This is a genomic window from Comamonas sp. A7-5, assembly GCF_039581385.1.
Classification (GTDB): domain Bacteria; phylum Pseudomonadota; class Gammaproteobacteria; order Burkholderiales; family Burkholderiaceae_C; genus Comamonas; species Comamonas thiooxydans.
Genome location: NZ_JBCPWO010000001.1, coordinates 99,929 through 116,052, shown reverse-complemented (window position 1 = coordinate 116,052; position 16,124 = coordinate 99,929). Strand labels below are relative to the sequence as shown.

10 protein-coding genes are annotated in these 16,124 nt (G+C 61.3%); 8 read left to right on the top strand and 2 right to left on the bottom strand.

Translation table 11 applies throughout. From position 1 onward, the window contains the following. Positions 1 to 11 precede the first annotated feature (11 nt). From AAIL67_RS00495 to AAIL67_RS00475, 5 genes are all read left to right on the top strand, one after another. A complete protein-coding gene (locus AAIL67_RS00495) occupies positions 12 to 2,891 on the top strand; it encodes a 2-oxoglutarate dehydrogenase E1 component (protein WP_003055529.1) in 2,880 nt (959 codons plus the stop codon). A gap of 63 nt (positions 2,892 to 2,954) precedes the next feature. After that, positions 2,955 to 4,196, top strand: coding sequence for a 2-oxoglutarate dehydrogenase complex dihydrolipoyllysine-residue succinyltransferase (odhB, locus tag AAIL67_RS00490; protein ID WP_063661089.1), 1,242 nt, complete (start codon positions 2,955 to 2,957; stop codon positions 4,194 to 4,196). An 81-nt stretch (positions 4,197 to 4,277) separates the two neighbouring features. Next, on the top strand, positions 4,278 to 5,705 hold the full coding sequence (lpdA, locus tag AAIL67_RS00485) for a dihydrolipoyl dehydrogenase (RefSeq protein WP_063661090.1): 1,428 nt from the start codon (positions 4,278 to 4,280) through the stop codon (positions 5,703 to 5,705). A gap of 151 nt (positions 5,706 to 5,856) precedes the next feature. Beyond that, positions 5,857 to 6,954 carry a cell division protein ZapE gene (gene zapE, locus AAIL67_RS00480; protein WP_003069887.1) on the top strand — a complete coding sequence of 366 codons (1,098 nt, stop codon included), beginning with the start codon at positions 5,857 to 5,859 and terminating at the stop codon, positions 6,952 to 6,954. Between the two features lie 67 nt (positions 6,955 to 7,021). Continuing rightward, positions 7,022 to 7,783, top strand: coding sequence for a hypothetical protein (locus AAIL67_RS00475; RefSeq protein ID WP_063661091.1), 762 nt, complete (start codon positions 7,022 to 7,024; stop codon positions 7,781 to 7,783). A 118-nt stretch (positions 7,784 to 7,901) separates the two neighbouring features. On the opposite strand, the gene AAIL67_RS00470 is transcribed toward AAIL67_RS00475, so the two are convergent. Continuing rightward, positions 7,902 to 8,675, bottom strand: a complete 774-nt coding sequence (locus tag AAIL67_RS00470) for a protein phosphatase 2C domain-containing protein (RefSeq protein ID WP_034395207.1) — start codon at positions 8,673 to 8,675, stop codon at positions 7,902 to 7,904. A gap of 136 nt (positions 8,676 to 8,811) precedes the next feature. Between AAIL67_RS00470 and AAIL67_RS00465 the strand changes: the two genes are divergently transcribed. Continuing rightward, positions 8,812 to 10,890 (top strand): ATP-dependent DNA helicase, encoded by a 2,079-nt coding sequence (locus AAIL67_RS00465; protein WP_343483124.1) that lies wholly within the window; start codon positions 8,812 to 8,814, stop codon positions 10,888 to 10,890. A 56-nt stretch (positions 10,891 to 10,946) separates the two neighbouring features. Here AAIL67_RS00465 and AAIL67_RS00460 read toward each other — a convergent pair whose 3' ends face one another. Continuing rightward, a complete protein-coding gene (locus tag AAIL67_RS00460; protein WP_003069900.1) occupies positions 10,947 to 11,738 on the bottom strand; it encodes an outer membrane protein assembly factor BamD in 792 nt (263 codons plus the stop codon). A 240-nt stretch (positions 11,739 to 11,978) separates the two neighbouring features. On the opposite strand from AAIL67_RS00460, the gene dnaE reads away from it, so the two are divergent. Next, a complete protein-coding gene (gene dnaE, locus AAIL67_RS00455) occupies positions 11,979 to 15,512 on the top strand; it encodes a DNA polymerase III subunit alpha (protein WP_224650872.1) in 3,534 nt (1,177 codons plus the stop codon). A gap of 198 nt (positions 15,513 to 15,710) precedes the next feature. Beyond that, a complete protein-coding gene (gene clpS, locus AAIL67_RS00450; protein ID WP_034349666.1) occupies positions 15,711 to 16,076 on the top strand; it encodes an ATP-dependent Clp protease adapter ClpS in 366 nt (121 codons plus the stop codon). Positions 16,077 to 16,124 lie beyond the last annotated feature (48 nt).

The following is a 16,124-nucleotide window of genomic DNA, read 5'->3' as shown; positions in this document are numbered from 1 at the left end:
GTCAGCGAGATATGAGCGATCAGTCAACGATCTATCAAGCCTATCAAGGCAACACCTATCTGTTCGGCGGCAATGCGCCCTATGTCGAAGAGATGTACGAGAACTACCTGGCCAACCCCGGCAGCGTTCCCGATTCCTGGCGTGAATACTTCGATGCCCTGCAGCATGTGCCTGCAGTCGACGGCACCGACAACAAGGACGTTCCTCACCTGCCCGTGATCAATGCTTTCGCAGAGCGCGCAAAGCAGGGCGGTACCAAGGTGGTGGTGGCTTCGGGCGCTGACTCCGAACTGGGTCGCAAGCGCACGGCCGTGCAGCAGCTGATTGCAGCCTACCGCAACGTGGGTCAGCGCTGGGCCGACCTGGATCCTCTGAAGCGCACCGAGCGCCCCGAAATTCCCGAGCTGGAGCCTTCCTTCTACGGCTTCACCGACGCCGACCAGGAAGTGGTGTTCAACACCAGCAACACTTTCTTCGGCAAGGAAAGCATGACTTTGCGCGAGCTGATGAATGCTCTGCGCGAAACCTACTGCGGCACCCTGGGCGCCGAGTACATGTATGCCACCAATCAAAATCAGAAGCGCTGGTGGCAGCAACGCCTGGAATCCATCCGTTCCAAGCCCGTCTTCAATGCGGACGAGAAAAAGCGCATCCTGGACCGCCTGACCGCTGCCGAAGGTCTGGAGCGCTATCTGCATACCAAGTATGTGGGTCAGAAGCGCTTCTCGCTGGAAGGTGGTGAGTCCTTCATCGCCGCCATGGATGAGCTGATCAACTCTGCCAGCGCCAAGGGCGTGCAGGAAGTCGTGATCGGCATGGCTCACCGTGGCCGTCTGAACGTGCTGGTCAACACCTTGGGCAAGGCTCCCAAGGATCTGTTCGCCGAGTTCGACCACACTGCTCCCGAAGATCTGCCTGCCGGTGACGTGAAGTATCACCAGGGCTTCAGCTCCGACGTGTCTGCCAAGGGCGGTCCCGTTCACCTGTCGCTCGCCTTCAACCCCTCGCACCTGGAAATCGTCAACCCCGTGGTGGAAGGCTCGGTGCGCTCGCGCATGGACCGCCGCGACGACCCCATGGGCAAACAAGTGCTGCCCGTGCTGGTGCACGGTGACGCAGCCTTCGCCGGCCAGGGCGTGAACCAGGAAACCCTGGCGCTGTCCGAAACCCGTGGCTATACCACCGGCGGTACGGTTCACATCATCATCAACAACCAGATCGGTTTCACGACCTCTGACCCTCGCGACCTGCGCTCCACGCTGTATTGCACCGACATCGTCAAGATGATCGAGTCGCCCGTGCTGCACGTGAACGGCGATGATCCCGAAGCCGTGTGCCTGGCCATGCAGCTGGCCCTGGAATTCCGTATGGAGTTCTCCAAGGACGTGGTGGTCGACATCATCTGCTTCCGCAAGCTGGGTCACAACGAGCAAGACACTCCTGCACTGACACAGCCTCTGATGTACAAGAAGATTGCTGCCCACCCCGGCACTCGCAAGCTGTACGCAGACAAGCTGGCCACTCAAGGCCTGGGCGACACGCTGGGCGACGACATGGTCAAGGCCTATCGCGCCGCCATGGACGAAGGCCGTCACACCCAGGACGTGGTGCTGACCAACTTCAAGAGCAAGTACGCTGTGGACTGGAGCCCCTTCGTGGGCAAGACCTGGACCGACGCTGGCGACACAGCTATTCCCTTGACCGAGTGGAAGCGCCTGGCCGAGAAGATCACGACTCTGCCTGCCAGCGTGAACCCTCACGCCCTGGTCAAGAAGGTGTACGACGATCGCGCAGCCATGGGCCGCGGCGATGTGAACGTGGACTGGGGCATGGGTGAAACCATGGCCTTCGGCTCCCTGGTCGCTTCGGGCTATCCCGTGCGTCTGTCGGGTGAAGACTCGGGTCGCGGCACCTTCACGCACCGTCACGCCGTGGTTCATGACCAGAAGCGTGAAAAGTGGGACGAGGGCACATATATTCCTTTGCAGAACGCTGCCGAGAATCAGGCTCCGTTCGTCGTGATCGACTCCATCCTGTCCGAAGAGGCGGTGCTGGGCTTTGAATACGGCTATGCATCGAACGATCCCAACACCCTGGTGGTGTGGGAAGCCCAGTTCGGCGACTTCGCCAACGGCGCCCAGGTGGTGATCGACCAGTTCATCGCATCCGGTGAAGTGAAGTGGGGTCGTGTTAACGGCCTGACACTGATGCTGCCTCACGGCTATGAAGGCCAGGGCCCCGAGCACAGCTCGGCGCGTCTGGAGCGCTTCATGCAGCTGGCCGCCGACACCAATATGCAGATCGTGCAGCCCACAACGGCCAGCCAGATCTTCCACGTGCTGCGTCGCCAGATGGTTCGTGGCCTGCGCAAGCCGCTGGTCATCATGACTCCCAAGTCGCTGCTGCGTAACAAGGACGCAACCTCGCCCCTGTCCGAATTCACCTCTGGTGGTTTCCAGACCGTGATCCCCGAGCAGGACGAAACCATCGTCAAGAACGCTGCCAAGGTCAAGCGCATCATCGCCTGCTCGGGCAAGGTGTACTACGATCTGGTCAAGAAGCGTGCCGAGAAGGAATCCAAGGACGTCGCCATCATCCGCGTCGAGCAGTTGTATCCCTTCCCCCACAAGGCGTTCGCCGCCGAAGTGAAGAAGTACGCCAACGCTACTGACATCGTGTGGTGCCAGGATGAGCCTCAGAACCAGGGTGCCTGGTTCTTCATCCAGCACAACATCCACGAGAACATGCGTGAAGGCCAGAAGCTGGGCTACTCCGGTCGCGCTGCGTCCGCTTCGCCCGCCGTTGGCTACGCACATCTGCACCAAGAGCAACAAAAGGCACTGGTGGAAGGCGCATTCGCCAAGCTCAAGGGCTTTGTCCTGACCAAGTAATACAGGCGACACCCCCTGTCCGAGGACAGGGGGCACAAGAAACATCTTTGGAAAGAATTCAAAATGGCAATCGTTGAAGTTAAAGTCCCCCAGCTGTCCGAATCCATCACTGAAGCCACCATGCTGACCTGGAAGAAAAAGGTCGGCGAGGCCGTGGCCGTCGATGAAATCCTCATCGAAATCGAAACCGACAAGGTCGTGCTGGAAGTGCCTGCTCCTTCGGCTGGCGTGATCACCGAAATCCTGCAAGGCGACGGCGCAACCGTGGCTGCCGAGCAAGTGATCGCCAAGATCGACTCCGAAGCCGTCGCCGGTGCCGCTGCTCCTGCTGCCGCCCCCGCTGCTGCTGCGACTCCTGCTGCAGCCCCCATGGCCGCCGCACCTGCCGGCGCCGACAAGAGCGGCGTGGCCATGCCTGCTGCTGCCAAGATCCTGGCCGACAACAACCTGTCCGCTGCCAACGTGGCCGGCACAGGCAAGGACGGCCGCGTGACCAAGGGTGACGCTCTGGGTGCTATCAAGGCTGGCGCAGCCATTCCCACCGGTGCTCCCAAGGCGGCTCTGCCTCAGGTGGCAGCTCCCGTGACCAAGGAAAACCTGGGTGACCGTCCCGAGCAGCGCGTGCCCATGACACGTCTGCGTGCCCGTATTGCCGAGCGTCTGCTGCAATCCCAGGCTACCAACGCCATCCTGACCACGTTCAACGAAGTGAACATGGCTCCCGTGATGGAACTGCGCAAGAAGTTCCAGGACCAGTTCACCAAGGAACATGGCGTGAAGCTGGGCTTCATGTCCTTCTTCGTCAAGGCTGCAGTGCACGCCCTGAAGAAGTTCCCCGCAGTCAATGCCTCCATCGACGGCAACGACATCGTCTACCACGGCTACTTCGACATCGGTATTGCTGTGAGCTCGCCTCGCGGCCTGGTGGTGCCCATCCTGCGCAATGCAGACCAGATGAGCTTCGCCGACATCGAAAAGAAGATTGTCGAATTCGGTCAGAAGGCCAAGGAAGGCAAGCTGGGCATTGAAGAAATGACCGGCGGTACCTTCTCCATCTCCAATGGCGGTACCTTCGGCTCGATGATGTCCACCCCCATCATCAACCCCCCCCAGTCCGCCATTCTGGGCGTGCACGCCACCAAGGATCGCGCCGTGGTCGAGAACGGTCAGATCGTGATCCGTCCCATGAACTACCTGGCCATGTCCTATGACCACCGCATCATCGACGGCCGCGAAGCCGTGCTGAGCCTGGTGGCCATGAAGGACGCGCTGGAAGATCCTTCTCGCCTCCTGTTTGATCTGTAATTCAGCAGATCGAGCTTCTACAAAGCCCACCACCAAAAGCGGTGGGCTTTTTTCGAGTTAAACAGAGAAAAGATTCAAATCATGAGCAAGCAATTTGACGTCGTCGTGATCGGCGCAGGCCCCGGCGGCTACATCGCTGCCATCCGCGCTGCACAACTGGGTTTCAACGTCGCCTGTATCGACGAGTGGAAGAACGCCGCTGGCGGCGCTGCCCCCGGCGGCACCTGCACCAACGTGGGCTGCATTCCCTCCAAGGCGCTGCTGCAGTCTTCCGAGCATTTCGAGCATGCCAAGCTGCACTTTGCGGACCACGGCATCTCCACCGGCAAGGTCGAGATGGACGTGGCCAAAATGATCGCCCGCAAGGAAGCGATCGTGAAGCAGAACAACGACGGCATCCTGTACCTGTTCAAGAAGAACAAGGTCACCTTCTTCCACGGCCGCGGCTCCTTCGTCAAGGCTGTCGAAGGCGGCTACGAGATCAAGGTTGCCGGCAAGGAAGAGGAAGTCATTACCGGCAAGCAGATCGTGGTGGCCACTGGCTCCAACGCCCGTGCCCTGCCCGGCGTGGCTTTCGACGAAGAGAACATCCTGTCCAACGACGGCGCTCTGAGCCTGGGCAAGGCTCCCAAGAAGCTGGGCCTGATCGGTGCCGGTGTGATCGGCCTGGAAATGGGCTCGGTCTGGCGCCGTCTGGGCACGGAAGTGACCGTGCTCGAAGGCATGGACAAGTTCCTGCCCGTGGTGGACGAGCAGATCGCCAAGGAAGCCAAGAAGGCTTTCGACAAGCAAGGTCTGAAGATCGAGCTGGGCGTGAAGATCGGTGAAGTCAAGTCCGGCAAGAAGGGCGTGACCGTTGCCTACACCAACGCCAAGGGCGAAGCCCAGACCCTGGAAGTGGACAAGCTGATCGTGTCGATCGGCCGTACCGCCAACACCAATGGCCTGAACGCCGAAGCCGTGGGCCTGGCCCTGGACGAGCGCGGCGCCATCGTGGTGGACGATCTGTGCAAGACCAATCTGCCTGGCGTGTGGGCTGTGGGCGACGTGGTGCGCGGCCCCATGCTGGCGCACAAGGCCGAGGAAGAAGCCGTGGCCGTGGCCGAGCGCATTGCCGGCCAGCACGGCCATGTGAACTTCGCCACCCTGCCTTCGGTGATCTACACCAGCCCCGAAGTGGCATGGGTGGGTCGTACCGAGCAGCAGCTCAAGGCTGAAGGCGTCAAGTACAAGGCTGGCTCCTTCCCCTTCCTGGCCAACGGCCGCGCGCGTGCACTGGGCGACACGACCGGCATGGTCAAGTTCCTGGCCGACGCCGAGACTGACGAAATCCTGGGCGTGCACATGGTGGGTCCCATGGTGTCCGAGCTGATTTCCGAAGCCGTGGTGGCCATGGAGTTCAAGGCATCGAGCGAAGACATCGCCCGTATCTGCCACGCTCACCCCTCGCTGTCCGAATCCACCAAGGAAGCGGCTCTGGCTGTGGACAAGCGTACCCTGAACTTCTAAGTTTTTTCAGTCTTGCGCGCAGGTTTTGACATGGCTGTGAAGTGCCCGCGCGCAGGCTGAGTTTCTTTTAGAATTCAGAACAAAATGGCTGCTAACGCTTAGTGTATAAGCGGTAGCAGCTATTGTTTTTTGAGCATCTGGAGACAAGACGGTGAATGTAAGACAAGCCTACGAGGCGGAACTGGCCGCCAAGGGTTTCAAAAGCGATCCCGCGCAGTTGCGTGCAGTCGATGCGTTGCAGCGCTGTGCCGACGAGTGGGCCGTGTACAAGGGCAAGCGCTCCAATGCTCTCAAGAAACTGATCAATCACCCCGATCTGCCCAAGGGCGTCTATATGTACGGCGGGGTGGGGCGCGGCAAGAGCTTTTTGATGGAATGCTTCTTCAATGCCGTGCCCCTCAAGCGCAAGGTGCGACTGCACTTTCACGAATTCATGCGCGAGGTGCACCGCGAGATGCATCTCATGCAAGGCACGCAGAATCCGCTCGATGCCCTTGGCGCCAAGATCGCCAAGAAGTACAAGCTGATCTGTTTTGACGAGTTTCATGTCGCCGACATCACCGATGCCATGATTCTCTACAAGCTGCTCGAGTCGCTGTTTGCCAACGGCGTGGGCTTTGTGACGACCTCCAACTTCGAGCCCGACGGCCTCTATCCCGGTGGTTTGCACCGCGATCGGATCCTGCCTGCGATTGCCCTGCTCAAGGAGCGCATGGAAGTGGTGAACGTGGACAACGGCACCGACTATCGCCGCCGCACTCTCGAAGACGCCAAGCTCTATCATTGCCCGTTGGGCCCGGACGCCGATGCTGCGATGCAGGAGACCTTCGATCGCCTGGCCGAAGCCCATGACGAAGAGCCGGTGATGCAGATCGAGACCCGCAAGATCGCGGCCAAGCGCCGTGCCGGTGGCGTCGTGTGGTTTGACTTCCGCGAACTCTGCGGCGGCCCGCGCTCGCAAAATGATTATCTGGAAATTGCCACGCAGTTTCACACCATCTTGCTGTCCGATGTGCCAGAGCTGCATGTGAACATGGCTTCGGCCGCACGGCGCTTTACGCTGCTGGTGGACGTGCTCTACGATCGCCATGTCAAGCTCATCCTGTCGGCTGCAGTGCCGCCCGAGAAGATCTATACCGAAGGTCCTCTGTCCCACGAGTTCCCGCGCACCGTCTCGCGTCTGAATGAGATGCGCTCCAAGGAATATCTGGCGCTTGAGCGCCGCGTGGTGGACACCAGCTTGACCTGATCGCCTGCGGGCAACTGCCTGCGGCTTTAAGATGCCAGCCTGTACTTCGAGTTCTGAGTTGATGACGATGCCCACTATCCTTGCCCAGCTGATCCGCCGCCGCATTGCAGGCTTTGCACTGGCGCCTCTGGCCGCCATCTGGCTGGCTTGTGTGCCGGCCATGGCCCAGGTAAAGGTGGATTCGGCGCAGCAGACCGACAAGCAGGCGCAGAAGGAGGTTGCCGACAAGGCGCGTCAGCAACTGCACCAGCAGCGTGCAGCCGAGCGCGACGAGATTCTCAGCAAACGCGCCGTCATCGAGCAGCAGCGCGTGGCTGATGAAAAGCTCTGCTACCAGAAGTTTGCCGTGGAGGGCTGTCTGGCCGATGCCCGTAGGGCGGCACGTGAAAAAGATGCGCCCCTGCGTGCGCGCGAGCTGGAAATCAACGACGCGGAGCGCAAGGAAAAGGCGGCGGCCAAGCTGAAGGCCATTGAAGAGAAAAAAGCCGAAAACGCTGCCGTTCCCATGAAGTCGCAGCAACGCGAGAAGAACGGCAGGAGCCAGCCTCAGCCCACCGGCCCGGGTGCCAAACCTGCGGTTGACGAGCAGGCGGCGCAGGCCCAGCGCCAGACCGAGGCTCAGCAGCGTGCCAGCAAGCAGGCCGAGTATGTGCGCCGCCACGAGCAAAACCGTGTCCAGGCCGATCAGGGGCGAGCCGAGCGTGAGGCCAAGGCCCGGGCAGATCATGAGGCCAAGCTGAAGGCTGCAGCCGAGCACAAAGCCAGGGCTATGCAGCAGGCCAAGGAGCGAGGTCAGACGGCAGCGCCGCTGCCAGCACCTGCTCCCTGATGCATTTGAGGATAGACAGTGCTTTACTAGCAGGGTGCTACCGAAAGCATTGCTGCAAGCGCCCGTTTCCAACGGCGCTCAAGCAGTCTTGTCTGGATTGTCCGGACTGAATGGCTCTTCAAGCGTTTGCTGCTGCGGCTGAGGTATCCAGCTTGAGTATTGCCAGCGAGAGGTTGTCACCACCCCCTGCCGCGCGCCGCCTGGCTTTTTCAATCAGAAATTGCGAGGCTTCGCGTGGGGAGAGTCCGTCAAGCACAGTGCCCAGCTCCTGTGCGGTGAAGTAATGCCACAAGCCATCCGAGCAGGCCATCAAGCTGTCGCCCGGCAGCAGTTTCTCAATCATGTGGTGGCTCATGGGCGGCGGCGGCTCGGCACCCAGGCAGCCCAGCAAGATATTGGACTGTGGGTGGTGCTGAGCCTCGGTTTCGGTGAGCTCGCCGCGGTCGACCAGTGCCTGTACATAGGAGTGATCAAGCGAACGGTGCATGAGGGAAGAGCCGCGAAAATGGTAGAGCCGCGAATCGCCTGAGTGCATGAAGTGGCAGCGACTGTCGGGCAGGACCACAAAGACCGCGATGGTGCTGTGGGGCTCCTGTTCCGCTGCTATGGCGGTAAGGCGAATGACGGTGTGGGCATCCTGCACAATGGTGCGCAGCATGCGTGTGCAGTCTTCCTTGGCGGGCTCAAAGCGCTCGAAAACCTGGCGGGCCGTCAGCATGACCTGATCGGATGCCTTTCTCCCACCGCTGCGCCCGCCCATGCCATCGGCTACCACGCCGAGAATGCAGCCCTTGGCATAGGGATGCGCCATGAGCAGAACCTGGTCCTGCTGGTATTCTCGGTCACCGCGATGAATGCCGGTGGCCGCCTGAATGCGGTAGCTGGATGACATGAGTGTGTGCGAGTGCGCTCGCGGAGCGAGATTTAACGTTGCGTTACATTTTATCGGCCAGAGGCTGGGCCTCGGCGAACATTTGCGATCTTATGTGAGCTTGCGCTGACTTGGCTTGTTGGAAGGTGAAACGGTTTTGACTCATTTGCAGGAGGCGGTCGCGCAGGTGTTTGCACAGCAAGGTGCGCTCTCGCTGGCTGAGCCCGCATTCACGCCGCGCCCAGGCCAGACCCGCATGGCCCTGGCGGTGGCTCAGGCCATAGAGACGGGCGGGGTGCTGGTGGTGGAGGCCGGCACGGGTGTTGGCAAGACCTACGCTTATCTGGTGCCTGCCTTGCTCAGCGGTCAGCGCGTGCTGGTGTCCACGGCCACCAAGGCGCTGCAGGACCAGTTGTTTGCCCGTGATCTTCCGCGCCTGGTTCATGGTCTGGGCCTGCCTCTGCGCATGGCCAGGCTCAAGGGGCGTTCTTCCTATCTATGTACGGAGCGGCTGGAGCGTGTGCGCCAGGGCCGCACGGCTCCCCAGGATCCGCAGGTGCTGCGCGCCGTGGCCGATGTGGAGCGCTGGGCCAGGGTCACGCGTACCGGCGATCTTGCCGAGCTGACGGCGCTGGATGAGCGCTCCCCTGTGATGCCCTTGGTGAGCTCCACCAAGGACAATTGCATGGGGTCTGACTGCCCGCACTGGCAGGGCTGTCATGTCAATCAGGCGCGTCAGCAGGCGTTGGAGGCCGACGTGGTGGTGGTCAATCATCACCTGCTGTTTGCCGACCTCGATGTGCGCGACAGCGGCATGGCTCATCTTTTGCCCAACACCGGCGTGGTGGTGATCGATGAAGCCCATCGGCTTAACGACATCGGCGTGCAGTTTGCCGGAGAGGCTCTGTCCAGTCAGCAGTTGGTGGGGTATGCACGTGATGCCCTCAGGCTGACGCAGGAACATGCGCGCGGCATGGCCGATTGGCTGGTTCTCTGTGCCACGCTGGAGCAGGCCATGCGTGAGCTGCGCCTGCAGGCCGGCAAGCCTCCGGTCGGAGGGCGGCTTGCGTGGCAAGCGGTGACCCCACAGGGACTGGATGCGGTGAAATGGCGTGCGGCACTGGTGCGGCTGGGGCAGAGCCTACGTGCCCTGTTGATTCCACTCTCAAGTCTGGAGGGGGCAGGGGCAGAGCTGCAGCGTCTGTATGAGCGCGGCGCAGAGTTGCTCGCGCGACTGGCACGCTTTGCTGCTCCTGCAGATGATGAATGCGTGCGCTGGCTGGAGGTCGGAGCGCAGTATCTGCGCATGCTGGAGTCGCCGCTGTCGATTGCCCGCATCATGCAGCAGCGGCTGCTTCAGCGCTCGCTGGAGGATGCCGGCACGGACCAGGGCGAGGAGCCCGATTCTTCAAGGAAGAAGGCCTGGATCTTCACCTCGGCCACGTTGGGCAATGACGCCCAGCTGAGCTGGTTTGTCGAGTCCTGCGGCCTGCGCGGAGCACAGGTGCTGCAGGTGGAAAGCCCGTTCGACTACCATCGGCAAGCCGGTGTCTATGTGCCCCAGCCCTTTGCTGCGGCCGGCAGCGCACAGCACAGCCAGCAGGTTGCCCAGCTGGTGCTGGATGCAGCGCAGCGCATATGTGGCCGTACCCTGGTGCTGACTACTACCCTCAAGGCCCTGCATGCGATCAGCGCATCGCTGCGCACCAGCCTGGGCCTGTTTGCTGATCTCGATGTGCTGGTGCAGGGCGAGGCGCCCAAGCTGGCTTTGATTCAGCGCTTTATGGCCGCCGGGGCAGCCGACGGACGAGGAGCTGTTCTGGTGGCTTCCGCCACTTTCTGGGAGGGGGTGGATCTGCCCGGCGACATGCTGCAGCTGGTGGTGATCGACAAGCTTCCGTTTCCGCCACCTGACGACCCGCTGGTCGAAGCCCGTTCGCGACTGCTGGAGAGCGTGGGGCGAGGGGCGTTTCATGATTACATACTGCCCGAGGCGGCACTGGCCCTCAAGCAAGGGGCCGGGCGTCTGATCCGCAGTGAAGCCGATCGTGGCGTACTGGTCATCTGCGACAGCCGCTTGATGACTATGGGCTATGGAGCGGAGTTGATGTCGGCGCTGCCTCCCATGCGCGTGCTGGGCAGTCAGCCGGAGTTCGAGGCGGCGCTGGAGCAGTTGTCGGCGCAACATGCCAGGCGCGACGGCGGGCAGACGCCGACGCAGGATTCAGAGGCGTAGAAATGAAAAAGGATGCGCTTGACGCATCCTTTTGTCCCTTGGGCGGCAAACGCTGCTTACCAGAGCTTCCACCAGGATTCTTTTTTCTTCTCTACGCTTTGCTCGGTGTTGGCGCCATAGCTGCTCTCCAGCACGCGCTGGGCGTCGTCACGCAGCTGAGTCATGCCCAGGGCGTCATAGGATTTGACGAGGATCACCATGGCTTCGCGCACCGCAGGCACGTTCTGGTAGTCCTTGATGGCAGCCTGCGCACGGGCAATGGCCGCCACATAGGCGCCTCGGCTGTAGTAGTACTTGGCGACATGGACTTCGTACTGGGCCAGCGAGTTCACGATGTACTGCATGCGCTGGCGGGCATCATCGGAGTACTTGGAATCTGGAAAGCGGGTCACCAGTTCGCGGAAGGACTCGAAGGAGTCCTTGGCGGCTTTCTGGTCGCGTTCGGACAGATCCTGGCGGGTTAGCCAGCCGAACATGCCCAGGTTGTCATTGAAGTTGACCAGGCCCTTGAGGTAGAGGGCATAGTCCATGGCAGGGCTGGCAGGGTGCAGCTTGGTGAAACGGTCCAGCGTGGCCAGAGCCTGCACTTTTTCGCCGGCCTTGTACTGGGCATAGGCTTTTTCCAGCTGAGCCTGCTGGGCCAGTGGCGTGCCGGCGGCACGGCCTTCGAGCTTTTCAAACAGCGGCACGGCCTTGTCATAGGCGCCGGAGGAAGATTCATCGCGCGCTTCGGTATAGATGCGCTCGGGTGTCCACTTGGCCGTCGGGTCGTCCTTGGTGCTGGAGCATCCCGCCAGCGTGGCGGCGATTAACACGGCAGGGACTAGAGTCAGTGAAATACGCGGCATGGTGGACAGTTTTCTGACAATCATTAGCGGTAATAGGAGGCAGGCCCGTCGCATCTGGCGGCAAGGCGCAAAACCTACACCATACACCACCAGGACCGGACCTTCCTGAAAAAGGATCGACGCATTGTAATGGGCCGCCGGATCGCGCTCGCGAGTTGCTGGCGTCTTTACGCTACGGCCGCAGCGAATCTAGAGGCATTGAGTCCGCAGGGACGAAGCGCTCTTCCTACAATAGCGGCCATGTTTGTCCATCTGCGCCTGCACACCGAATTCTCCGTCGTCGACGGAACCACCCGCGTCAATGCCATGATCAAGGCCGCTGCCGAAGACGGGCAGGTGGCGATGGCCATTACCGACTTCAACAATCTGTTTGGCGGCATCAAGTTCTATCGCGAAGGCCGTGGCAAGGGCGTCAAGCCTCTGCTGGGCGCCGAGATCATGCTCGAAGGGCTGGGCGATGCGCCGCCTTCGCGGATCATCGTTCTTGTGCAGAGCAAGCAGGGCTACCACAATATTGCCGAGCTGCTGGCACGTGGCTGGACGCGCAATGTAGTGCGTGATCAGGCGCAGCACAAGTGGGAATGGCTGCAGGAACTGGGCGAGGGACTGATCGTACTGTCCGGTGCGCAAGCCGGCCCCGTGGGCATTGCTCTCACCCGTGGTGATGAAAAAGGGGCGGCCGAGATTGCCCAGCGCCTGGCCACCATGTTCCCGCACCGCTTCTATATCGAGCTGCAGCGCGCGGGCCGTGCCGATGACGAGTCGCATGTGCTGGCGGCCGTGAAGCTGGCCAGCCGTTTGAATCTGCCGGTGGTGGCGACACACCCGATCCAGTATGCCAAGCCCGACGATTACGAGGCCCACGAGGCCCGCGTTTGCATTGCCGAAGGCGAGATTCTGGGCAATGCCAAGCGGGTGCGCAAGTTCACCCGCGACCAGTATTTCAAGACCGCTGCCGAAATGGAGCAGCTGTTTGCCGACATTCCGAGCGCGATCGAGAACACCATCGAAATTGCCCGCCGCTGCAGCCTGACGCTGGAGCTGGGCAACCCGCAGTTGCCCAATTTCCCCGTGCCGTCCGGCATGAGCATGGACGAGTTCTTCCGCCACGAGTCCTATCAGGGGCTGGAGGAGCGCCTGGTCCACCTCTATCCCGATGCGGCCAAGCGCGACGCCCAGCGTTCGCGCTATGTGGAGCGGCTGGAGTTCGAGCTGGGCACCATCATGAAGATGGGCTTTCCGGGCTACTTCCTCATCGTGTCGGACTTTATCAAGTGGGCCAAGGCCAATGGCTGCCCAGTGGGGCCGGGCCGTGGCTCGGGTGCCGGCTCGCTGGTTGCCTATGTGCTCAAGGTGACCGATCTCGACCCGCTGGAATACAACCTGCTGTTCGAGCGTTTCCTGAACCCCGAGCGCGTGTCCATGCCCGACTTTGACGTGGACTTCTGCCAGCAGAACCGCGACCGCGTGATCGACTATGTCAAGGATCGCTACGGCCGCGATGCCGTGAGCCAGATCGCCACCTTCGGCACCATGGCCGCACGTGCGGCCATCCGCGACGTGGGCCGCGTGCTGGACATGAGCTACACCTTCTGCGACGGCATCTCCAAGCTGATCCCGAACAAGCCCGGCCTGCATGTCACGCTCAAGTACCCGCCCAATCCGCCCAAGGAAGGCGACAAATACACCTATGCCATCAAGGAGGAGCCGATTCTGGCCGAGCGCATCGAGCGCGAGGAGGACGTCAAGACCCTGATCGAGATGGCGCAGAGCCTGGAGGGCATGACGCGAAACATCGGCATGCACGCCGGCGGCGTGGTGATTGCGCCGGGCAGGCTGGCCGATTTCTGTCCGCTGTACCAGCAGCCCGGCAGTACCTCGGCCGTGGCCATGTACGACAAGGACGACGTGGAAGCCGTGGGCCTGGTGAAGTTCGACTTCTTGGGTCTGGCCACGCTGACGATCCTGGAGATCGCGCGCGAATTCATCATGAAGCGCCACAAGGGTCAGGAGAACTTCCAGTTCGAGAACATTCCGCTGGACGACTACCCGACCTACAAGCTGTTCTCGGACGGCAAGACCGAAGCCGTCTTCCAGTTTGAATCTCGCGGCATGCAGCAGATGCTCAAGGAGGCCAAGCCCTCGCGTCTGGAAGACCTGATTGCGCTGAACGCTCTCTACCGCCCCGGTCCCATGGACCTGATTCCCACCTTCATTGCCCGCAAGCACGGGCAGGAAGTCGTGGAGTACCCGCATCCGCTGGTCGAGTCGGTGCTGGCCGAAACCTACGGCATCATGGTCTACCAGGAGCAGGTGATGCAGACCGCCCAGGTGCTTGGCGGCTACTCGCTGGGCGGTGCCGACTTGCTGCGCCGGGCCATGGGCAAGAAGAAGGTCGAGGAGATGGTCAAGCACCGGGGCATCTTCCGCGAAGGCGCAGCCAAGAACGGACTGTCCGAGGAAAAGGCCGACGAGGTCTTCGACCTGATGGAGAAGTTCGCGGGCTACGGCTTCAACAAGTCGCACGCGGCAGCCTACTCCCTGCTGGCCTATCACACGGGCTGGCTCAAGGTGCACTACACGGCCGAGTTCTACTGCGGCAATATGACCGTGGAAATGGACAACACCGACAAGCTCAAGGTGTTGTACGAGGACGCGCTCAAGATGGGCATCACTTTCGAGATGCCCGATGTGAACCGCGGTGTGTACCGCTTCGAGCCGGTGACCGACAAGGTCATACGCTACGGCCTCGGAGCCATCAAGGGAACGGGGCAGGCGGCCATCGAAGCCATTGTGGCTGCGCGCAACGGCGAGGGCACGGGCCCCAACGGCCACGAGAAAGGTCCGTTCAAGAGCTTGTTCGACTTCTGCCTGCGCGTGGATCGCAGCCGCATCAACAAGCGCACCGTGGAAGCCTTGATCAAGGGCGGCGCCTTTGACACGATAGACATGAACCGCGCCTCGCTGATGGCGACGCTGGACACGGCCTTCGGCTTTGCCGCCACCTCGATTGCCAATGCCGACCAGGGTGGACTGTTCGACATGATGGGCGATGACGCGCTGGGCTCGAGCACGGCGGAGCCGCCCATGGCCGATGTGCTGCCCTGGGGCGTCAAGGAAAAGCTGACGCTGGAAAAAACGGCCATCGGCTTCTATCTGACAGGCCATCTCTTCGATGAGGTCGAATCCGAGGTACGCCGCTTTGTACGCACCCCGATCGGCGAGATGCGCGACAGCCGCGAGCCGCAGACCATGGCCGGCATCATCGGCGGGCTGCGCACCATCAACGGCCAGCGCGGCAAGCTGAGCATCTTCACGCTGGATGACAAATCGGCAGTGATCGAAGCCTCGGTCGACGAAAAGACCATGGCTGCTTGCGCCGATGTACTCAAGGAGGACGAGTTTGTTGTGGTTTCGGGCCGTCTCCAGCCCGACCGCTTCAGCGGCGGCCTGCGCATGAAGGTGCAGCAGATGTGGAGCTTGGCCGATGCGCGCTGCCGTTTTGCGCGCTATCTGCAGGTCAGCGTCGGGGAGAAGATGCCCGATGTGCCGGCGCTGCTGCGCCAGTTCCCGGCCAAGGTCGAGGAAACCGAGAGCGGCAATATCAACCATGGCGTCAAGGTACGTCTGGACCTGATATGCCGCGACGAGCGCGGCTCGGCCAGTTGCGAGCTGGCGCTGGGCGAGAGCAGCCGCTTCTACCCCTCGGATGCCGCACTGGCTGCCTGGTATGGCTCGGCCGCGGCAGGCCAGGTCAAAGTGGTTTATGAATAGGCGGCATGGCAGCCCTTGCGAGCTGCCTGCACTCGAATGTCGGATAAGCGCCTGAATTTTTGATAGCGCAGAGCGCTTGCTGGGTAAGGGATTTCCATGGATTTCCCTTGGTTTTGCCAAATTTGCTTTCAGCCGCCTTGAAATCCCTAACAATGCTATGCATATGCCAGCGCAAAAACATTGCAACGGCTCGCTAGAATGGATTTCATGGCTACCCAACTCCCATCAATTCCCCCGGTCTCGCCAGCGATCAGAACGCCTGACGATGGAGATTCCTTGGTGCTTGAACGGCGCCGCCAGCGGCTGCAGCCGCCACGCATGTATCAGGTGGTGATGCTCAACGACGACTTCACACCTATGGAATTCGTGATTGCCGTGCTGCAGGAGCTGTTCGGCAAGGACCGAGAATCGGCCACGCAGATCATGCTCAAGATTCATTTGGACGGCCGCGGCGTCTGCGGCGTCTACAGCCAGGATGTGGCGGCGACCAAGGTCGAGCAGGTGCTGCAGGCGGCCCAGAAAGCGGGCCATCCGTTGCAGGCCACATTCGAGCCTGTTGAATAAGCGCAGTCCGCCCTCAGATTAGTTAGCAGAGAGTCAACCAAGCAAGCC